This window comes from Pigmentiphaga litoralis (assembly GCF_048632615.1).
GTDB lineage: Bacteria > Pseudomonadota > Gammaproteobacteria > Burkholderiales > Burkholderiaceae_B > Pigmentiphaga > Pigmentiphaga litoralis_B.
Genome location: NZ_CP184479.1, coordinates 1,686,136 through 1,705,933 on the forward strand (window position 1 = coordinate 1,686,136; position 19,798 = coordinate 1,705,933).

The 19,798-nt window shown below is 63.7% G+C and carries 16 protein-coding genes, 1 tRNA gene and 1 pseudogene; 9 read left to right on the forward strand and 9 right to left on the reverse strand.

The window, feature by feature from the left end:
* Positions 1-40: 40 nt before the first annotated feature.
* Together ACNANG_RS07435 and ACNANG_RS07440 are read right to left on the reverse strand one after the other, a co-directional pair.
* Positions 41-1,099, reverse strand: a complete 1,059-nt coding sequence (locus tag ACNANG_RS07435; protein WP_420226657.1) for a TRAP transporter substrate-binding protein — start codon at positions 1,097-1,099, stop codon at positions 41-43.
* A 217-nt stretch (positions 1,100-1,316) separates the two neighbouring features.
* The gene (locus ACNANG_RS07440) at positions 1,317-2,045 is read right to left on the reverse strand and encodes an RraA family protein (RefSeq protein ID WP_420226658.1); all 729 of its coding nucleotides are present in this window, start codon (positions 2,043-2,045) and stop codon (positions 1,317-1,319) included.
* Between the two features lie 115 nt (positions 2,046-2,160).
* On the opposite strand from ACNANG_RS07440, the gene gcvA reads away from it, so the two are divergent.
* A complete protein-coding gene (gene gcvA, locus ACNANG_RS07445) occupies positions 2,161-3,075 on the forward strand; it encodes a transcriptional regulator GcvA (protein ID WP_420226659.1) in 915 nt (304 codons plus the stop codon).
* A 63-nt stretch (positions 3,076-3,138) separates the two neighbouring features.
* Here the strand turns inward: gcvA and ACNANG_RS07450 are convergent.
* Positions 3,139-3,223, reverse strand: a tRNA-Leu gene (locus ACNANG_RS07450).
* A gap of 140 nt (positions 3,224-3,363) precedes the next feature.
* Between ACNANG_RS07450 and queA the strand changes: the two genes are divergently transcribed.
* The 5 genes from queA (at position 3,364) to secF (ending at position 8,960) form a co-directional block, all read left to right on the forward strand.
* Positions 3,364-4,392 (forward strand): tRNA preQ1(34) S-adenosylmethionine ribosyltransferase-isomerase QueA, encoded by a 1,029-nt coding sequence (gene queA, locus ACNANG_RS07455; RefSeq protein ID WP_420227479.1) that lies wholly within the window; start codon positions 3,364-3,366, stop codon positions 4,390-4,392.
* Positions 4,389-5,522 carry a tRNA guanosine(34) transglycosylase Tgt gene (gene tgt / locus ACNANG_RS07460; protein ID WP_420226660.1) on the forward strand — a complete coding sequence of 378 codons (1,134 nt, stop codon included), beginning with the start codon at positions 4,389-4,391 and terminating at the stop codon, positions 5,520-5,522. The genes queA and tgt overlap by 4 nt, the downstream gene beginning before the upstream one ends.
* Before the next feature lie 174 nt (positions 5,523-5,696).
* Positions 5,697-5,975 carry a preprotein translocase subunit YajC gene (gene yajC, locus ACNANG_RS07465; RefSeq protein WP_229828809.1) on the forward strand — a complete coding sequence of 93 codons (279 nt, stop codon included), beginning with the start codon at positions 5,697-5,699 and terminating at the stop codon, positions 5,973-5,975.
* Positions 5,976-6,152: 177 nt separating this feature from the next.
* Positions 6,153-8,024 (forward strand): protein translocase subunit SecD, encoded by a 1,872-nt coding sequence (gene secD / locus ACNANG_RS07470; protein ID WP_420226661.1) that lies wholly within the window; start codon positions 6,153-6,155, stop codon positions 8,022-8,024.
* Between the two features lie 3 nt (positions 8,025-8,027).
* Positions 8,028-8,960, forward strand: a complete 933-nt coding sequence (gene secF, locus ACNANG_RS07475) for a protein translocase subunit SecF (protein WP_420226662.1) — start codon at positions 8,028-8,030, stop codon at positions 8,958-8,960.
* A 108-nt stretch (positions 8,961-9,068) separates the two neighbouring features.
* Here the strand turns inward: secF and ACNANG_RS07480 are convergent, their stop codons facing one another.
* From ACNANG_RS07480 to argH, 3 genes are all read right to left on the reverse strand, one after another.
* Positions 9,069-10,340 carry an aspartate/glutamate racemase family protein gene (locus tag ACNANG_RS07480; RefSeq protein ID WP_420226663.1) on the reverse strand — a complete coding sequence of 424 codons (1,272 nt, stop codon included), beginning with the start codon at positions 10,338-10,340 and terminating at the stop codon, positions 9,069-9,071.
* Between the two features lie 25 nt (positions 10,341-10,365).
* Entirely contained in the window at positions 10,366-11,334 is a 969-nt protein-coding gene (locus tag ACNANG_RS07485; RefSeq protein ID WP_420226664.1) for a Bug family tripartite tricarboxylate transporter substrate binding protein, read from the reverse strand.
* A 61-nt stretch (positions 11,335-11,395) separates the two neighbouring features.
* Complete coding sequence (gene argH / locus ACNANG_RS07490) at positions 11,396-12,904, reverse strand: argininosuccinate lyase (RefSeq protein WP_420226665.1); 1,509 nt, start codon at positions 12,902-12,904, stop codon at positions 11,396-11,398.
* Between the two features lie 126 nt (positions 12,905-13,030).
* Between argH and ACNANG_RS07495 the strand changes: the two genes are divergently transcribed.
* Together ACNANG_RS07495 and ACNANG_RS07500 are read left to right on the forward strand one after the other, a co-directional pair.
* Complete coding sequence (locus tag ACNANG_RS07495) at positions 13,031-13,912, forward strand: LysR family transcriptional regulator (RefSeq protein ID WP_420226666.1); 882 nt, start codon at positions 13,031-13,033, stop codon at positions 13,910-13,912.
* 84 nt (positions 13,913-13,996) lie between these two features.
* Complete coding sequence (locus ACNANG_RS07500) at positions 13,997-14,680, forward strand: cytochrome b/b6 domain-containing protein (protein WP_420226667.1); 684 nt, start codon at positions 13,997-13,999, stop codon at positions 14,678-14,680.
* A gap of 56 nt (positions 14,681-14,736) precedes the next feature.
* Here the strand turns inward: ACNANG_RS07500 and ACNANG_RS07505 are convergent, their stop codons facing one another.
* From ACNANG_RS07505 to purB, 3 genes are all read right to left on the reverse strand, one after another.
* The gene (locus ACNANG_RS07505) at positions 14,737-16,689 is read right to left on the reverse strand and encodes a DUF3300 domain-containing protein (RefSeq protein ID WP_420226668.1); all 1,953 of its coding nucleotides are present in this window, start codon (positions 16,687-16,689) and stop codon (positions 14,737-14,739) included.
* Positions 16,690-16,908: 219 nt separating this feature from the next.
* Positions 16,909-17,367, reverse strand: a complete 459-nt coding sequence (locus ACNANG_RS07510; protein WP_420226669.1) for a c-type cytochrome — start codon at positions 17,365-17,367, stop codon at positions 16,909-16,911.
* A gap of 159 nt (positions 17,368-17,526) precedes the next feature.
* A complete protein-coding gene (purB, locus tag ACNANG_RS07515; protein WP_420226670.1) occupies positions 17,527-18,903 on the reverse strand; it encodes an adenylosuccinate lyase in 1,377 nt (458 codons plus the stop codon).
* Positions 18,904-19,047: 144 nt separating this feature from the next.
* Between purB and ACNANG_RS07520 the strand changes: the two are divergent.
* Positions 19,048-19,661, forward strand: a pseudogene (locus ACNANG_RS07520) (glutathione S-transferase C-terminal domain-containing protein).
* Positions 19,662-19,798: the final 137 nt, after the last annotated feature.

The following is a 19,798-nucleotide window of genomic DNA, read 5'->3' on the forward strand; positions in this document are numbered from 1 at the left end:
GGAATGTCGGGTCAGCCGGTGCCGCTACCGGCTTCGGCCTTTATGCATTGTTGAAGAAGGCAAATGCCCGTTCACGAGGCGCCTCCCACTCCAGATCGAACCCCACCACCGTCTTGGTCCAGGCGCGCTGGCTGTCGATGACTTTCTTGAAGAAGGGATCGGAAGACAGATCATCGAGAACCGTGGCCCACGCCGCCAATTGAGCGTCCAGAATGCTTTCCGGCGCTTGAACCACGGTGATGTTGTCCACCACCTTCAGCTCTTCCAGATCCCGGGGGTAATAAACCATCTGCTTGTAGGCCATCGACGACGACGCCGCGTCACCGGCGATCTCCAGAATGCGCTTCACCTCATCACCAAGCCCATCCAGTCGGGACTTGTTGAAGATGATCTCGAAGCATTCGCACACCTGGTGATAGCCCTGCACGATGTACAAAGGTGCCGCCTTGGCCAGACCGACCTGCCGGTCGATCGTCGGATTCAGATATTCAGCCGCATCGACACGCCCGCTGGCCAAGGCCTCGGCAGTCTCGTTTCCGGGAATCAGCACCGGTTCCATGCCCATCACTCGGCACACGTCCGCAGACAATCCACCGGTCCGGAACCTCAGGCCCTTCAAATCTTCTGGCGAATGGATCGGCTTCTTGAACCAGCCCAAGGGCTGGGTAGGCATCGGCCCGACCAGATACCCGGAAATATTGTGGCCATGCACCGTCTGCACCAGTTCGTCATACAGCGCCTGCCCGCCGCCGTGACGCATCCACCCCAGCATCTGCGTCGAATTCCAGCCAAACGAAGGCGGCGTGGTGAACAGCGCATACGCCTTGTCCTTGCTGTACTGATTCGACGCCACGCCATGGGCCGCATCCAGCGCGCCCGACGCCACCGCGCCATACAGATCGCCACCCCGGCTCACCACCGCCCCGCGCGGCAGCATCTCCAGACGGACCCGCCCTGCCCCGATCGTGTTGACGATATTGACGTAATCCATGGCGAACTCGTGCAGCACGGAATCCTCGCTCCACACGGCCTGCATTCTCAACGTGACGTCATGTGCCTTCGTTGAAGACGACTGACGGTTGCTAGTTTGGTCGGACATTGACTCGCGATCCTGCTAAGAAGGTGTTGAAAGCGCAACCTGCACGGCGACAGCACCATTACCGACACGCGCACACACACATGCACATGCACATGCACATGCACATGGACTTGCACGCAGGCACTGATGCCGGTCGCCGGTAATCGTTGCCGGCCCCCACCCGCGCGCATGCACACAATGCCGTAGACACAGGACTGTCTAAACGGCAGCGTTCATCTCAATCGGCTCTTGGCAGATCGGCAATGTGACATCCAGAATCAATCGCGGCGCACTTGATCTCCTCGTCCTTAACAGTTTTCTGCGCCATGACCAGGACTTCCTGCGCCCGCGCGATCGGGATAAAACACACGCCCGTATCGTCCGCGAACACGATGTCCCCGCAAGACACGCGCACGCCGTCGATCTCGACATCGCCATTGATCTCAACGGTCTCCACCCGCCACTTGCCCGTGCGCGGCGTGATCTCCGATGCCCACACCGGGAACCCCACCGAGCGCGAATGGGCCACATCCCGCACGCCACCCATTACGATCGCGCCCACTTCCCCATGGCGCTTGCCCAACTGCGCGGAGATACCGCCCATATTGGAAATCCCCGGCACGCCCTGGATCACCAGCACGTCATCAGGCTGAGCAAGGTTATGCGCCTCAAACTCCGCCATCTTGTTCACCACGGACCGCGCAGCCTCATACTCATGACCCCGCTGCATCACATTGCGAACCGTCAGAGCCGTACCCACGATCACCTTGCCAGGAAGCGTCGGCGCCAAAGTCGACGCCGCCACCACGCCCGGAATCCCCAGGCGATCCATCACGTCAGACAGCACACCGCTCGCGTCGCCCAGCGCACGGTAGGCGGCCAGCAAAGCCGGATCCGCGCGGGGAACGGCCATCTGTCGAATGCGCTCGCGTGCGATCTTTCCGGTCAGTCGCTTTTCCTGTTCCATGGAATGTCTCCCTTTGTTGATTGCATTAGATGGGGCGAATTCTTGGGCATGCGCAGGGGGCGCTCAAGCGATTTAAACTGCAGTTCGGTTGAGTTTTTTAGAATCGAGACACGACATGAGCCTGCCTCCATTGAACGCTGTTCGCGCTTTCGAAGCCGTGGGGCGGCGCGGCAGCGTCAAACACGCCGCTGAAGAGCTGTGCGTGACGCCAGGCGCCATCAGCCGCCAGCTGGGATTGCTGGAAGAACACCTGGGCATCGCCCTGTTTAAGCGCTCACACCGGCAAGTAACGCTTACCCACAGCGGAACTCTTTATTTGCAAAGCGTGAGCGACGCCTTGCAACGCCTAAGTGACGCCACCGACGAAATAAAGTCAACCAAAGGACGCGACCCACTGCACATTTGGTGCCCCATGACGTTTGGCTTGCGCTGGCTTGTCCCCCGCCTGCCCGCCTTTCGTGCCGCCCAGCCTGACAGAGATGTCGTGTTCACCACGTCCCTCGGCCCAATCGACTTCAGCGCGCGGACTACGGATGTCGCGATCCGCATCGGTCAGGGTTCGTGGCCCGGATGCGCGAGCCACCGGCTGATCGATATCGAGCTCACGCCAGTTTGCAGTCCAGCACTCCTGGATCGTCTGGGGCCGATGACTCGCCCCAGCGACCTCAGGCGCGCGACGCTGCTGCAGTCCGCCGCCCGCCCCGGTTATTGGCGCCAGTGGCTAGAGGCTGCCGGCGCGTCAGACATTGATCCTGACCGTGGCATCACTTTTGAAAGCGTCAGCTTGGCGTATCAGATGGCGATGAATGGCGCAGGCGTGGCCTTGGGGCAGCTGGCGCTGGTGGAAGACGATCTGCGGACAGGGCGGCTCGTGGCACCGTTTGCGCAGCGTACCCATTCGGGGGATGCGTTCTATCTGATCTATCCGAATCGGTTGATCGGCGATCCGTTCGTGGGGATGTTTCGGGATTGGGTGGTTGGGGAGGCGGGGGTGGCGGCGTGGTCGCGCGCTAATCGCAGCGACTTTTAACAGGACCAAGCTCAAAGACGTAAAAAAGCCGCTGACTAATCACAGTCAACGGCTCTTTATATCTGGTGCCCGGGGCCGGAATCGAACCGGCACGCCTCGCGGCGGGGGATTTTGAGTCCCCTGCGTCTACCAATTTCACCACCCGGGCGTCTCGTGACGCGAGCGCGGCTGCTGCATGCGCTCGGAGAGAAGTCGTGCATTATAAGCATAACTTTCGCAAAAAGCGCAGCCCACCTGCCCAACCGGTTATCATCGCTGGTTTTCCGCAAGCATTACGCCTCATCCCCCGTGTCTGATCTGACCCTGGACGACTTCGACTACGTCCTTCCTCCCGAGCTGATCGCCCAGTCCCCGGCCGCCGATCGCACTGCCAGCCGTCTGCTGCATCTCGATGCGCAGGGCGGGCTGCATGATCGCCGGTTCACTGACCTGATCGACCTGCTGCGCCCCAACGATCTGCTGGTGTTCAACGACACGCGGGTGATCAAGGCGCGGCTGTTTGGCGAGAAGTCGAGTGGCGGCAAGGTGGAGGTGCTGGTGGAGCGGATTACGGCACCGGATCGCGCGTTGGTGCATATGCGCGCCAGCAAGTCGCCGAAGGCGGGTGCGGTGATCCGGTTGGAAGACGCGTTTGACGTGACGATGCTGGGGCGCGAGGACGATCTGTTCGACCTGCAGTTCCCGGGGCCGGTGCTCGATCTGCTGGAAGCGCATGGGGCGACGCCCCTGCCGCCGTACATTACGCACACGCCGGATGCGGGGGACGATGCGCGCTACCAGACGGTGTATGCGCGTGAGCCTGGCGCGGTGGCGGCGCCGACGGCGGGGCTGCATTTCGATGAGGCGACGCTCTCGACACTGAAGGCCAAGGGTGTGAACACGGCGTTCGTGACGCTGCACGTGGGCGCGGGTACGTTCCTGCCGGTGCGTACGGAAAAGCTGTCGGAACACGTGATGCATAGCGAGTGGTACACGTTGCCCGATGCCACGGTAAAGGCCATTGAAGCAGCCCACGAACAGGGCGGCCGGGTGATCGCGGTGGGCACGACGAGTGTGCGCGCGCTCGAATCCGCGGCCAAGGCGCATTGGCCTCTGCAGGCGACGGAGGGCGATACGAAGCTCTTCATTACGCCGGGCTTTGACTACAAGGTGATCGACGCGATGGTCACCAATTTCCATTTACCCAAGTCCACGTTGATGATGCTGATTTCTGCCCTGGCAGGGATGGCGCCGATCAAGGCGGCCTATGCGCATGCCGTGGCGCAGCGCTATCGCTTTTTCAGCTATGGCGATGCGATGTTTATCGAGAAACCATGAACGGACTCAATTTTGAGCTGCTGGCAACGGATGGTCTGGCCCGACGTGGCCGGGTGACGTTGAACCACGGCGTGGTGGAAACGCCGATTTTCATGCCGGTGGGCACCTATGGCACGGTCAAGGCGATGGCGCCGTACGAGCTGAAGGAGATCGGCGCGCAGATCGTGCTGGGCAATACCTTCCATCTGTGGCTGCGCCCGGGTACCGAGATCATGGAGGCCCATGGCGGCCTGCATGGTTTCATGCAGTGGGACAAGCCTATCCTGACGGATTCGGGTGGCTTCCAGGTGTTCAGCCTGGAAGGCCTGCGCAAGATTACGGAGGAAGGCGTGCGGTTCGCGTCGCCTATCGATGGCGCTCGGCTGATGCTGACGCCGGAAGAGTCGATGCGGATCCAGCGTTCGCTCAATTCGGATATCGCGATGGTGTTCGACGAGTGCACGCCGTACATGATGGGTGACCGTCCGGCCACGGCGGAAGAAGCGGCCACGTCGATGCGGATGTCGCTGCGCTGGGCCAAACGGTCGCTGGACGCGTTCAATGGGTTGGAGAATCCGAATGCGCTGTTCGGCATTGTGCAGGGCGGGATGTATGAACACCTGCGGGATGAGTCGCTGGCGGGTCTGACGGATATCGGCTTTCACGGGTACGCCATTGGCGGGCTGTCGGTGGGTGAACCGAAAGAGGACATGCTGCGGATCCTGAATCATGTGGGTCCGCGTCTGCCGCAGGATGCGCCGCGTTACCTGATGGGCGTGGGCACGCCGGAGGACCTGGTGGATGGCGTGGCGCACGGGATCGACATGTTCGATTGCGTGATGCCGACGCGGAATGCGCGCAACGGCTGGCTGTTCACGCGGTTTGGCGACATCAAGATCCGCAACGCGCGTTATCGCGCCGATACGACGCCGCTGGATGAAACCTGTGGCTGCTATACGTGTCAGAACTTTTCGCGGTCGTATCTGCACCATTTGTTCCGCTCGAACGAGATCCTGGGCGCGCGGCTGAATACGATCCACAACCTGCATTACTACCTGAACTTGATGCAGGAAATGCGTGACGCCATTGCGTCCGGTACGTTCTCGGCATGGCGTGCGCAGTTCCACGCCGACCGGGCGCGCGGCGTCTAGCAAAGGTTATCCCTAGTCCTGCCGAGGCCTGCGGGGGCGGCGGTGGGCTACAATTTCGCGTTAATTTTGACGCAAGTCATTGATTCTGGAGAAGAAAACGTGCTGACAATGAATGAGCTGGCCGCTCCGCTGGCCCAGTTGAACCTCGGCGGCGGCGCCGGCGAAAGCCCCTTGATGGGCATGCTGCCGATCGCGCTGATGTTCGTGATCCTCTACTTCCTGATGATCCGTCCGCAAATGCGTCGCCAGAAAGAGCACAAGAATATGGTGGCTGCGCTGGCCAAGGGCGACGAAGTCGTGACCTCGGGCGGCCTGCTGGGCCGTGTCGTGAAGGTCAACGAGACGTACGTCACGCTGGAACTGAACCGCGAAGGCGAAAAGTCGGTGGAAGTGCTGGCGCAGAAGGCCGCCGTCGCAACCGTCCTGCCCAAGGGCACGATCAAGGCCCTTTGATGCAGTGTCGGGCCGCGCCCCCTATCGGGCGGCGGGTGCGGCCTGGCAAGACGATTTTCCGGGGCTGGCGCATGGCGCCCGCCCCTTTTCGTGTCTTGCTGGCTTGAGGCCGCCCTGCAGTAGCAACACTGGCCGCCGCCACCTTCCGTGGCGCGGCCTTCCGAGGTCAGATTACTCATGAATCGTTATCCTCTCTGGAAGTACATCATGGTCGCCGTCGCGATCGTGATTGGCTTCATCTATACCTTGCCGAACTTTTTTGGCGAATCGCCCGCGGTGCAGGTGTCGAGCGCCAAGGCGACCGTCAAGGTCGACGCGTCGATGATGGGCAAGGTCGAACAGTCGCTGCAAGCGGCCAACATTCCCAATACGGGGCTGTACTTCGACCAGAACGGTCCGGTCGGCACGGTGCGGGCGCGTCTGACGTCGACCGACCAGCAACTGCGTGCGCGGGACCTGCTCGAAAAGGAACTGAATCCGGACCCGACCGACCCGAGCTACACGGTGGCGCTGAACCTGCTGTCGGCATCGCCGGCCTGGCTGACGTCGCTGCATGCCCTGCCCATGTACCTGGGCCTGGACTTGCGCGGTGGCGTGCACTTCCTGCTTCAGGTGGACATGCGCGCAGCCCTGACCAAGCGCTATGACTCGCTGACCGGTGACGTGCGCAGCCTGCTTCGCGACAAGAACGTGCGCCACAACGGCATCGACCGCGTGGGCGATACGATCGAAGTGAAGTTCCGCGATGAAGCCTCGCGTGAAGCGGCCCGTGGAGCGCTGACCGATGGCATGCCGGACCTTCAGTTCACTGAGCAAGTGGCGGGCACCGACTACAAGCTGATCGGCGCGCTCAAGCCGGCCGCGATCAAGACGGCGCAAGACAATGCGCTGGGTCAGAACATCAGCACGCTGCACAACCGGATCAACGAACTGGGCGTGGCCGAGCCAATCATCCAGCAGCAAGGCGCCGACCGTATCGTGGTGCAGCTGCCGGGCGTGCAGGACGTGGCCAAGGCCAAGGACATCCTGGGCCGCACCGCGACCCTGGAAGTGCGCCTGGTGGACGATTCGCCCGAAGCGCAGGCCTCGTTCGCCAGCGGCACGGTTCCGTTCGGTCTGGAACGTTTCAACGATCGTGACGGCCGCCCCGTGCTGGTCCGCCGTCAGGTGGTGCTGACGGGTGAAAACCTGACGGATGCGCAGGCCGGCTTTGATGGCCAGAGCCAGCAGCCGGCCGTGCACCTGACGCTGGATGCCAAGGGTTCGCGCATTTTCCGTGACGTGACCCGCGACAACCTAAAGAAGCGCATGGCCATTCTGCTGTTCGAGAAGGGCAAGGGCGAGGTCGTGACCGCACCGGTGATCCAGTCGGAAATCAGCGGGGGCCGGGTGCAGATCTCGGGCAGCATGACGTCGGCCGAAGCGGCTGACACCGCGCTGCTGCTGCGCGCCGGTTCGCTGGCGGCCCCGATGGAAATCATCGAGGAACGCACCATTGGACCCAGCCTGGGCGCGGACAACATCGAGAAGGGCTTCAAGTCGGTGGCCTATGGTTTTGCCGCCATCGCCATCTTCATGATGCTGTACTACGGCCTGTTCGGCGTGTTCTCGGCGATCGCCTTGTCGGTCAACCTGTTGCTGCTGATTGCCTTGCTGTCCATGCTGCAGGCCACGCTGACCCTGCCGGGTATTGCCGCTATCGCACTGGCGCTGGGTATGGCCATCGACTCGAACGTGCTCATTAATGAGCGCATTCGTGAAGAATTGCGTGCAGGCGCGTCGCCCCAACAGGCGATCAACCTGGGCTTTGAACGGGCGTGGGGCACGATTCTGGACTCCAACGTCACCACCCTGATCGCCGCGGTCGCCCTGCTGGCCTTCGGCTCGGGTCCGGTCCGCGCGTTCGCCATCGTCCATGGTCTGGGCATTCTGACCTCGATGTTCTCCGCCGTTGTCGGCGCGCGTGCTCTTGCCAATCTCTGGTACGGCCGCCGCAAGAAGCTGCAGAAGATATCCATCGGTCAGGTCTGGAAACCCAAAGAGGTCTAAGAGATGGAATTTTTCCGCATCCACAAAACCATCCCGTTCATGCGTCACGCCGTGATCCTGAACGTGATCAGCCTGGTGACGTTCCTGCTGGCGGTGTTCTTCATCGCGCACAAGGGCTTTCACCTGTCGATCGAGTTCACGGGCGGCACGGTCATGGAAGTGGCCTACCCCCAGGCGGTCGAACTGGAAAAGGTCCGCGAAGTCGTGGCCGCCAAGGGCTATACCGACTTTCAGGTGCAGAACTTCGGCACGTCACGCGACGTGATGATTCGCCTGCCCAACATCGAGGGCAAGACGTCGACGGCGCAGAGCACGGAGGTGATGCAAGCCCTGAAAGCCGCCGATTCGGCCGTGGAACTGCGTCGGGTGGAATATGTCGGGCCGCAGGTGGGCGAAGAACTGGCGCATGATGGGCTGCTTGCCATGCTGTTCGTGGTGATCGGCATCATGATCTACCTGGCCTTCCGCTTCGAATGGAAGTTTGCCGTGGCCGGTGTGTTGGCCAACCTGCACGACGTGGTGATCATCCTGGGCTTCTTCGCCTTCTTTGGCTGGGAGTTCTCGCTGCCCGTGCTGGCGGCGGTGCTGGCCGTGCTGGGCTACTCGGTGAACGAGTCGGTCGTGATCATGGACCGGATCCGCGAAAACTTCCGCAAGCAGCGCAAGGCGACGGTCCGTGAAGTCATCGACAGCGCCATTACCGCGACGATGTCGCGCACGATCATTACCCATGCATCCACGCAGATGATGGTGCTGGCCATGCTGTTCTTCGGCGGTCCCAGCCTGCATTACTTTGCGCTGGCGCTGACGATCGGCATCTGGTTCGGTATCTATTCGTCGGTGTTCGTTGCCGCGGCGATTGCGATGTGGCTTGGCGTGAAACGCGAAGACATGGTCAAGCCGATCAAGAAGGACACCGAGGTGGTGGGCGGTTGATCCGCTGACTTCCTGGTGATGCTGTAGCAAAGCCCGGCCTTGTGCCGGGCTTTTTGTTTTTGGTGGGGGGCGTCCTGGACGCCTCAGCTCAGCTGGGCTGGCACAGCATCACGCTCGCGCCAGCGCGACGCAGCGACGGGCAAGCACATCCGTCGGGTCGACCAGCGCGACACGCCATCCTTGCACATCGATCGCCGCCTCCCGGAAGACCAATGGCAGCTCGGTGCATCCAAGGATCACCACGCGCGCGCCCTGCTCGACCAGCTCATCCATGGCGACTCGCAAAGCGTCTTTGCACAAGCCCGTTGTGTGCCCCGCCTTGATGCCTTGCGGTCCATAGATGGCTTCCATGACCTCCGCTTGGGCAGCGGCCGACGGCGTCAGCAGGGTCAGGCCACGCTGCGCAGCCGCGCTCGCATAGACCCCGCTGTTGACCGTGCCGGTCGTGGCCAGCAGGCCTATCCGCACCGCGCTGCCCTGCTGATGAACAATGTGATCGAGCGTCTCGGCGATCATGTCGATCACCGGGATGCCCAGGCGCGATGCAATACGAGGCACGAAGGCATGCGCGGTGTTGCACGGAATGGCAATGGCGCTGGCGCCCTGTCGTTCAAGTCGTCTGCAGGTGGCATACAGCGCGACCGACGGATCTGCGCCGCCATTCAGCAGGCATGCCGTGCGGTCCGGTATCTGCGGGTTCTGTTCCAGAAGCACCTTGATGTGGTCCTGGTCCCGTGCGGCCTGCGTGCTGCGCACGACCTTGCTCAGGAAGTCGACCGTGGCGGCAGGGCCCACGCCCCCCACGACTCCGAGCCGGAAAGCCTGGCGTGCGGCCCGACCGGCCATCTTCAGCGCGTAGTCGGCCAGACGGCGGTCCAGGTCCATCGGATTCACCGAGTCCGCAGAGCCCATGGCATGCCAGGCTGGCGCCGCATTATCCATGGATGCGGGCAGCACGGTCCGCCATCCGATGACGGGTATGCCGACTTCATCGATCAGCAGCGGCAGAAGATGCTGATGGCGGGCGGACCGCAGGAGCAATGCAGTGGCGCCTTGCTCGGCCAGATGGCGGCAGGCATCGAAAATATCTAGGCCGTCCAGATCAGGCAGGGGCGGTTTATCAGGCAGCGTCGATTTACCAGACAGGGTCGATCCACCAGGCAGCGTCGATTCACCAGGCAAGGTCGATTCACCAGGCAGCGTCGATTCACCAGGCAGCGTCAATTCACCAGCCAAGGTCGATTCACCGAGGCTCCCGGTCCGCCCGTGCCCCCGCTGCCGGTCACGGTCGGCAGCCGCCAGTTCGCGCAGCCCGGCAAGCAGGTCCGACGACCGCACAACCCGGTCTCTTCCGACGATGCCGAACAGAGTTTGATCCATGGCCCTTCCCTGCCCCGGCCTTCCCCTATTGCAGGGTGACCTTGCCCTTCTTCACGACGTCGTCCCACTTTTCCGCCTCGTTGCGGATCAGGGTCGCAAATTGGGAGGGTGTTGCCGTCATCGGCTGCGCGCCCTGCTCCGCCAGCAACTGGGCCGTGGCGGGGTCTTTCGCCAGGGCTGTCACGGCATCAGCCAGCTTCGTCACGACATCGGCAGGCATCCCCTTGGGACCCATGACGCCAAACCACGAATCCACCGCCGCGTCCGGAATGCCGGCTTCCTGCATGGTCGGCACATCGGGTAGCGCGGGGGAACGCGACGCGCTGGCAAGCGCCAGGGCGCGCAGTTTGCCGGCCCGTACATGCGCCAGCACGTTGGGCAGATTGACGAAGGTCAGTTGCACCCGATTGCCCAGCAGATCGACCATGGCGGGTCCGGCACCCTTGTAGGGGACGTGGGTGAACTCCGCCCCTGTCCGGAGCATGAACAATTCGCCGACCAGGTGATTGGCGGAGCCTGCCCCGGCCGAACCCATGTTCAGCTGATTCGGATGACGTTTTGCGTAACTGATCAGCTCAGTGGCAGTGGCGGCGGGGGTCTGCGGCGACACGACAAGCACGTTCGGCACACTGGCGAACAGGGCGATCGGCGAAAAGTCCGTCTTGGGATCGAATGGCAGATTCTTGGATACCGCGGGCTGAATGGATTGCGCGCCCATGGTGGCAAGCAACAGGGTATAGCCATCGGGCGCGGCCTTGGCGACCACATCGGCCCCCATGATGCCAGCCGCGCCGGCACGATTTTCCACGACCACTTGCTGACCCAGGCTGGTGGATAGACGGTCGGCCAGGATGCGTCCCATCAGGTTGACGCTTCCGCCCGGCGGAAACGGCACCACCAGGCGTATCGGCTTGTCGGGATAGGACGCCGCGTAAGCGGGCTGCAGGGACACGGCGCACAGCGTGGAAACGAGAAAGACAGCAATGGGTTTCATGGGCGACTCGGTAATGAAGCGTGAGGGGGCCGCGCAGGCGGCAGGGAGCATGCGGGCGGGCTCAGGCCTGCCGGGCAGCTAAGGCGCGGATGTCCCGCTTGAGCGTGTCGCGGGCGGCCGCAAGCCGCTGCCGCCAGGTGGCGACCTCGGACAGCACCGCTTGATGCTGTTGCCGTTGCGCGCCGATGCGGCCGCGCACGACCGCCGGTGCGGGCCCGCCTGTCGCGGTTCTTGCCGCTACGTTGCGTTCCGGATCGAGGCAGTTGCGCACGGTGTCGTCGCTCAAGTGCACCGCGCGGCCGAGTTGGTCCATCGCGGCCCGGTCGATCATGGCCGACGTGATCTCGTCGGCGGGCACCTGCTGGTCCAGTGCGTCGCGCACCACGGCGCCAACGATGTGGTGCGCGTCGCGGAAGGACAGGTCCGCCTCGCGCACCAGTGCATCCGCCAGATCGGTTGCAGTGGAAAAGTTTCGGCGGGCATGACGCGCCATGGCGTCGGGTTTCGGCACGACGCTTTCGAGCACCAGCCTAAACAGCGCAAGGCAGCGGCGGCTTTCGTCGGCGGCTTCATAGAAGCTGCGCATGCTTTCCCGGCTGCCGTCCCCGGTATGCGTGAAGTTGCAGCCCTTGACCGTGGCAAGCGACGCCGTCAGCAAACCGATCAAGTGGCTTGCCTTGCCCTTGAGGTGTTCCAGCACCGCCGGGTTTTTCTTTTGCGGCATGATGCTGGACGTGCTGGCCACGCGATCCGGGAATTCGAGCAGACCGAACTCCGGTGTGGACCAGATGTAGAAGTCTTGCGCGACGCGGCTCCAGGTGACGGCATTGATGGTCAACGCCGACATGATTTCCCACGCGAAGTCGCGTGACGCCACGGCATCGAGCGCATTGTCGACGACGCCCGAGAAGCCCAGCCACTGGGCGACGGCTTCGCGCCGGATCGGAAACGCGGTGCCGGCCAGCGCGCCGGCGCCCAGCGGGCAGGCGTCCAGGGCGGCAAGACCCTGGCGCAGACGCGCCATGTCGCGGCCCAACGCATCCGCCACTGCCGACAGATAGAAGCCGTAGGTGATGGGCTGCGCGGCCTGCATGTGGGTGTAGCCGGGCATGACGACATCGGCGTATCGGTCTGCCCCTTCGATGGCCGCATGGGCGGCTGCGCCCATGGCATCAAGCACATCCAGCGCCAGCGCGCGCGTCCGCATGCGGTCGACCGTGGCGCCGATGTCATTGCGGCTGCGCGCCATGTGCAGCCGGCCACCCGCATCGCGTCCGGCGATGTCCATGAGACGGGCTTCGTAGTTGAAGTAGGCCTCTTCCCGGCGCGCGTCGAGCGGCACCGCGTCCATGCCCTGCTCTTCCATCTGAATCAGTGCCGACGCCAACGCGGCCGAGGTCGTGGTGGGCATGAGGCCGACCGAGTGCAGCATCAGCAGGTGGGCCTGGTTGATGTCGGTCAGGTGGCCGAAGTTGTTCGTGAATTCGCGGTTCAACCGCGGAAGGAACATGTACTCCAGGACTTCCGGGGCAATGGCTTCTTTCAGGCGACGACTGACTTTCGATTCCAAGATGTTCTCCGCTTCAGGTGTGAAAGCAGTATGGAAATCGGGGCACGTACCGTCAAATTCCGAGTTTGCAGGAGGCCATGCAGATTTGATATACCCTTTGGAGTCGTCTACCGCTTGCCTCGCACCATGAACTTCAAACAGATCGAGACCTTCCGGTCGGTCATGCTGACCCGTTCGATGACGGCGGCAGCGGCGCAGCTGCACACTTCGCAGCCCAACGTGAGCCGTGTCATTGGCCAGCTGGAAAAGGAAGTCGGCTTTGCGCTGTTCGAGCGCGTGGCGGGCCGGCTGTCGCCGACGGAAGAAGCGGAAGCCTTGTTTCAGGACGTGGAGCGGGCCTTTATCGGGCTGGACAATCTGCGCGATTCCGCCCGGTCGATCCGCCGGCTGGGCACCGGTACGCTGCGCATCGGCGCGGCCGGGTCCATCGCAATGAGCGTGGTCCCGCTGGCAATTCGCGCGTTCAGCGCCGCCCATCCGGATGTTGCGATTGTCGTCCACACCGGATCGTCGGCCACGGTCGCCAAATGGACCGCCACGCATTTCTGCGATATCGGACTGGTGTCCTACACGTCCGACATTCCGGGCGTGGAAATCGAACTGCTGCGCCAGGAAAACGGCGTCTGCGTCGTTCCGGCGTCGCACCGGCTGGCACGGCGGCGGCGCATCCGCGCCAGCGATCTCGACGGTGAACGGTTCATTTCACTGCCTTACGGCAGCGCCACCCGCATTGCTACTGACGCGGCGTTTGCATCCGATCGCCGGCTGCTGACGGTGGAAACGCCGTTCGCGGCGACGATCTGCACCATGGTGAACATGGGGCTGGGCGTCGGCATCGTGAATCCGATCGTCACGCGAAGCCTGAAACTGCCTGGCCTGCGCGCCATTCCGTTCGATCCGGCGGTGGAGTTTCGCAGCTATGTGGTGCGCGCCACGCAGTTTCCGGCGACGCGACTGGCCAACCTTTTCCTGGCGTGCCTTGACGAGGCCTGGGCCATGTCGACCTGAGTGCTGTGTCACCACAAGAAGATTGATGCGCAAGCGGTAGGCAGTGGCAAAATGGCGGCGTCATTCATCCCTTGCACCCCCGCCATGGCCACTCCTAGAAAAATCCGCGTCTGGGATCTTCCCACCCGACTGTTCCACTGGCTGCTCGTGGTCTGTATCGTCGGCGCCTACGTCACCATCAAGGTGGGCGGGCTCTGGCTGGATTACCACATGCTGTTCGGGTACACGACGCTGGGCCTGATCCTGTTTCGCATCGTGTGGGGGTTCGTGGGGCCGGAGCCGGTGCGCTTCCGGCACTTCGTGCGTGGACCGGGGGCGGTCCTGGCGTACCTGAAGGGCACACGGGTGCGAAACACCGGGCACAACCCGCTGGGCGCCCTGTCGGTCGTGGCGATGCTGGCGCTGCTGGGCTATCAGGCGGTGACGGGCTTGTTTGCCACCGATGACATTCTGAGTTCAGGGCCGCTGTCGGGCCGGGTGAGCAATGATCTGGCAAGTACCCTGACCGGTCTGCACAAGCTGGACGAGTGGCCGATCCTGATTTTGGTGGCGCTGCACGTGCTGGCGATCATTTACTACCGGATTGCCAAGAAACAGAAGCTGGCGGCCGCCATGATTACGGGCGATGCGCCAGCGGATGAATTCCATTCCGCTGCCGAACCCACGCGGGACACGTGGAAGGTGCGCGGGACGGCACTGGTGATCGCGGTGGTGGCAGCGGGCGTCGTGTACTGGATTACGACGCTGCGGGTGTCGTCGGGGTATTAAGCAAGGGTTGTTTTACGGGTCGCGCGATGGCAAGCAGTTTGCTGCCGTCCGTTCACTCACGAACGTCCACCGCCGTGACCGCCGCCATGGCCGCCGCCGCCACCATGGCCACCGAAGCCGCCTCCCCCACCTCCGCGTCCACCGCCACCGCCACCGCCCATGCCCGGCGCGCCGCCCCCGCCTCCACGCTGGAAGCCGCCACCGTTCATGGACGGGGCGCCCCCACCGCCGTTGCGTTGAAAGCCGCCGCTCATCTGCGGCGCACTGCCACCGCCCACCTGCGGCGCCGGGCCTCGCGCAAAGCCGCCGCCCGCGCTGATGCTGCGTTCGGACGCGCCACTGTTGAAACGCTGGCCGCCGTTGATCTGCGGAGCGGCACCGTCGCCATAACGTGAGCCGCCGCCGATCTGGGGCGCGGCGCCGCCCCCATTGAAACGGGGTCCGCCGCTGATCTGAGGTGCACTGCCATCACCGCGGCTGGCACCACCGATGAACTGGGGAGACCCGGCGCGAAGCGACCGGCCGTCGCCGCCCTGCCCGGTCCGCGGGAAACCGCCATCGGGCCGGCTGGCGGCTTCGCCAAAGGACGACATGCGCGAGCCCCCGGTGGTCTGCGGATTGCCCGGACCGGTACGGGGATTGCCCGGAGCGGTTTGAAAGCCGCCTGGTGCGGTCTGCGGATTCCCTGGCGCCGTTTGCGGGTTGAGCGGCCCGGTTTGCGGGTTCATGGACCCGGTCTGCGGGAAGCCGCCACGGCTGCCGCCGAAGTCGGAGCGCGGAAACCCGTTGCCATTGCTGCCCGGTCCGCCCCCGGGGGCTCCCCCTGGCGCGCCGCCCTGCCCGCCAGGCCCTCGGCCGGCACCGCCGCTGTAGAAGCCTTGAGCGCCACCTGGGACGCCACCGCCGCCAAGGTGCTGACCGCCTCCGCCGCCGGGCCCGCCCGGCCCACGGCCGCCGCGATCACCGAATCGGTCCCCACCGCGATCTCCGCCATACGCGCCACGATCCACACGCCCCAGGTCTGCACGCCCGGCGTCGGCGCGCGGCCGGAACTGCTCGCGCGACCCAAAGCGGTTGCCCGGCCCGCCGTCGCGGAAGCCACCATCCCGATAGCCGCCATCCCGATAGCCGCCATCCCGAAACCCATTGCCGGGGCCGTACCCGACCGGCCCGCGATGCCCCGGATCGTGCCGCCATGGCCCGCCACCCCACGACGTGCGGCTGTAGCGATTGTAGTTGGTGACGTTGACCACGTTCACACTGTGCCGGCGCCAGTCATACCCGCCCCACAGGGCGTGGCCAACAAAAATGCCCGACGCAAAGCCAAGAATCGCCCCCGCCGCGACATACCCGGGCGGCGACCAGTAGAACGGCGTGTAGGCCGGGTAGGCCCACCCGCCGTACACCACCTGCGGGTTGTAGGTCGGCACGTAGATCACGTCGGGCTGGGCCGGTTCGATACGGATGATCGTGCGTGGCGCGGTCTCGGCCACGATCACGTTCTGCTGGGGTGTCGACTGCAGGTTACCGGCGGTCTGCGCCCGATAGCGCATCTCCTGCACCTTGTCCATCACGGCGGTCTGCTGCGACAGGAAGGCGTCACCCAGGTCGGACGTCCAGCGCAGGTGCTCGTTCATCATGTCCAGCACCGTGGGAAAGGCAACCAGCGACTTGACGCTGGGATCCCAGTCTTCCTGCCGCAGGGCATCTTCCAGCGCCGCGCCCGTCAGCCCGGGATGAGCCTGCCGCCAGCGTGCCGCCTCCACGACTTCCAGCGGATAGGTGGACGCCATGAGCACTTGCGAGAGCAGTGAGTCGGGATACAACGCGATAGGCGCGACCAATTGTTCCAGTTGGCCGGGCTGCGCGTAGTTGGCGCTAGACGCGGAACTGATATTGGAATCAGGTAACGTCGGGAAGACGGTTTCCTGCGCCATGCCTCGCAGCGGCACGGCGAGCGTCGATAACGCAGTGGCGACGCAGACGGCGATTCGGGAGACGGAGACCATGATGGCTCCTCCTTCAAGGGATATCCCATTCGACCGCCGGGACGCAAAAAAGCCAGAAATCATCCGGCTTTTTTGCAACAGGCGCCGAAAAGCGCCTGAAAGATATTGCGATCGATTACAGGGCACCAAATTGCCCGCAACCGTGCGACTGACCAGCTGCCACGCGGGTTTTGCCGCAATGCGGCGCCCGTGTCCAGCCAGCCGGAAGTCAGCCGAAAATCAGCGTGCGCGGAAGCTGTCGTGGCAGTTCTTGCAGCTGGCGCCCACTGCGCCGAAGGCCGTGCGAATCTGGGCGATGTCGCCTGATTGCGCAGCGGTCTGCAGCTTGGCGACGTCGCCTTCCAGCCGCTGGGAAGCTTGCACGAACTTGGCGTTGTCGGTCCAGACTTCCGGACGGGCCTTGCCGCCCTGCGTGCCTGGACCAAACGCCGCCCAGGGCAGTTTGGACATGGACGCGACCAAGGCGGCGTCCGCCTGCACCGTGGCGGCGTCGAACGGACGTTCACCCTTGACGATGGCGCCAATGCGGCCAAAGTGCGTGGCCATGACCGTCAGTGCCGACTGGCGGTAGTGGATGGCATCTTCGGGCTTGGCGAATTGGGCGGCAGCCGTTGCGGAATACAGCATCGGCGCGGCGACCGTACAGGCCACCAGCAGCACACGAGTCAATTTCTTCATGCGGGAAACTCCAGAGAAAGCTAGCGGGAACGCAAGGGGGATGGCGTGAACGGACGGCAGCAAACTCGATCAGGACATCGGCAGGCTGCGGAGTGATGACCCACAGCCTGGCTCAAGCCTACCGGGAAAGACGGCCGCTAGCCACCTGCCGAAACCCCGTTACAGCTTGCGCGCCAGCTCAGCCGCAAGGCCAATGTAGCTGCGAGGCGTCATGGCCATCAAGCGTGCCTTGGGTTCTTCCGGCAATTCCAGCCCACTGACGAATTCGCGCAACGCTTCTTCGGTAATGCCCTTGCCGCGCGTGAGCGCCTTGAGTTGTTCATACGGCTGTGGCAGGCCATAACGGCGCATGACCGTCTGGACCGGTTCGGCCAGCACTTCCCAGCAGGAATCGATATCGGCGTCGATCGCGGCGCCATTGATTTCCAGCTTGTTCAAGCCGCGCAGGCAGGCGTCGTACGCCACCAGTGCGTAGCCAAACCCCACGCCCAGGTTGCGCAGCACCGTGGAGTCGGTCAGGTCGCGCTGCCAGCGCGACACGGGCAGCTTGTCGGCCATGTGGCGCAGCGTGGCGTTGGCCAAGCCGAGGTTGCCTTCGGAATTTTCGAAGTCGATCGGATTGACCTTGTGCGGCATGGTCGACGACCCGATTTCGCCTTCTTTCAGACGCTGCTTGAAGTAGCCCAGCGAGATATAGCCCCAGATATCGCGGTTCACGTCCAGCAGGATCACGTTGGCGCGCGATACGGCGTCGAACAGCTGCGACATCCAGTCGTGGGGTTCGATCTGGATGGTGTGACGGTTCTGCGTCAGGCCCAGCGAGGTGAGCACCTTGGCGCTGAAGCCTTCCCAGTCGATTTCCGGATAGGCCGACAGATGCGCGTTGTAGTTGCCCACGGCGCCATTCATCTTGGCCAGGGGTTCGACACGCGCGATTTCGGCGATGGCGCGGCCCAGGCGGGCGGCCATGTTCGCGAATTCCTTGCCCATGGTGGTCGGGCTGGCCGGCTGGCCGTGGGTGCGCGACAGCAGCGGCTGGTCGGCGTGGTCGTTGGCCAGCGCCACCAGTTTGTCGTGCAGGCCCTGCAGCGCGGGCAGCAGGCCTTCCTTGCGCGCGGCGTTCAGCATCAGCGCGTGCGAGGTGTTGTTGATGTCTTCGGACGTGCAGGCGAAATGGATGAATTCGGCCGCGCCCGACAATTCGGCGTGATCGGCGACCTTTTCCTTCAGCCAGTATTCGACGGCTTTCACGTCATGGTTGGTGACGCGTTCGATGTCCTTGATGCGCTGTGCATCGGCTTCGGTAAAGTCCGCGACCAGCGCCTTCAGGCGCGCGCGGGCGTCGGCCGAAAAAGCGGGCAGTTCGGGCAGGCCCGCGTCGGACAGCGCTTCCAGCCAGGTGACTTCGACCTGGACCCGGTGCAGCATGAAGCCGGCTTCGGACAAAAGCGGACGCAACACGGCGCCCCGGCTGGCATAGCGACCGTCCAGCGGCGACAATGCATTGAGTGGGCTGAGCTGGTCGGAAGTTTTCATAAGCGCTTGATAGTAAAAAGAAATTGTAGCACCGGCGCATCAGGGGATGCATCCCGGGTGGTATACTCGGCGCCCGTTCGGCTGTGCCGTTCGGACACGAATTGAGTCGTCCCTTTTATCATCTTTTTTCTGATCTGCTGCACTATGAAACTGATCGGTTCCCTGGCCAGCCCCTTCGTTCGCAAAGTGCGGATCGTGATGGCCGAGAAAAACTCGACTACCAATTCGAGCTGGAAGATGTGTGGGCGCCTGATACGCGCATTCAGGATTCCAATCCGCTCGGCAAAGTGCCCTGTCTGGTGATGGAAGACGCCGGCGCCGTGTTCGACTCGCGCGTGATCGCCGAATACCTCGACACCATGAGCCCGGTCTGCCGCCTGCTCCCGCAATCGGGCCGCGAGCGCGCCGAAGTCAAATGCTGGGAAGCGCTGGCCGACGGCCTGCTGGACGCCGCGATCCTTATCCGCGCCGAACACACGCAGCGCGATCCGTCCTTGCGCAGCGACGCCTGGATCGCCCGCCAGCACGGCAAGATTCGCGCATCCCTGGACGCGATGGCCAATGGCCTGGCCGAAAAGCCGTTCTGCGTGGGCAACAACTACACGCTGGCCGACGTGGCGACCGGATGCGCCTTGGGGTATCTGGACTTCCGGTTCCCCGATCTGGACTGGCGCAGCCGCCACCTGAATCTGGCGCGGCTGCTGGACAAGCTCAGCCAGCGTCCGTCGTTCATGGATACCCGTCCGCCTGCGGCGTGACCTGAGCGGCCGTAAGCCGCGGCACACTGTCGCGGGCGTTGCGACGGCGGGGTCTCGCTTACTCGTTCCTACGTAGTTCCCGACCTGGCCCGATTCATCCGGGCGTTCATCTTGCCGTGACCGTGCGCTGCTATCCT

Bases quoted from the DNA above. Each gene is read 5' to 3' on its own strand.
- ACNANG_RS07435 (WP_420226657.1), bottom strand. From the start codon at position 1,099: ATGTCCGACCAAACTAGCAACCGTCAGTCGTCTTCAACGAAGGCACAT.
- ACNANG_RS07440 (WP_420226658.1), bottom strand. From the start codon at position 2,045: ATGGAACAGGAAAAGCGACTGACCGGAAAGATCGCACGCGAGCGCATT.
- gcvA (WP_420226659.1), top strand. From the start codon at position 2,161: ATGAGCCTGCCTCCATTGAACGCTGTTCGCGCTTTCGAAGCCGTGGGG.
- tgt (WP_420226660.1), top strand. From the start codon at position 4,389: ATGAACGGACTCAATTTTGAGCTGCTGGCAACGGATGGTCTGGCCCGA.
- yajC (WP_229828809.1), top strand. From the start codon at position 5,697: ATGGGCATGCTGCCGATCGCGCTGATGTTCGTGATCCTCTACTTCCTG.
- secD (WP_420226661.1), top strand. From the start codon at position 6,153: ATGAATCGTTATCCTCTCTGGAAGTACATCATGGTCGCCGTCGCGATC.
- secF (WP_420226662.1), top strand. From the start codon at position 8,028: ATGGAATTTTTCCGCATCCACAAAACCATCCCGTTCATGCGTCACGCC.
- ACNANG_RS07480 (WP_420226663.1), bottom strand. From the start codon at position 10,340: ATGGATCAAACTCTGTTCGGCATCGTCGGAAGAGACCGGGTTGTGCGG.
- ACNANG_RS07485 (WP_420226664.1), bottom strand. From the start codon at position 11,334: ATGAAACCCATTGCTGTCTTTCTCGTTTCCACGCTGTGCGCCGTGTCC.
- ACNANG_RS07495 (WP_420226666.1), top strand. From the start codon at position 13,031: ATGAACTTCAAACAGATCGAGACCTTCCGGTCGGTCATGCTGACCCGT.
- ACNANG_RS07500 (WP_420226667.1), top strand. From the start codon at position 13,997: ATGGCCACTCCTAGAAAAATCCGCGTCTGGGATCTTCCCACCCGACTG.
- ACNANG_RS07505 (WP_420226668.1), bottom strand. From the start codon at position 16,689: ATGGTCTCCGTCTCCCGAATCGCCGTCTGCGTCGCCACTGCGTTATCG.
- ACNANG_RS07510 (WP_420226669.1), bottom strand. From the start codon at position 17,367: ATGAAGAAATTGACTCGTGTGCTGCTGGTGGCCTGTACGGTCGCCGCG.
- purB (WP_420226670.1), bottom strand. From the start codon at position 18,903: ATGAAAACTTCCGACCAGCTCAGCCCACTCAATGCATTGTCGCCGCTG.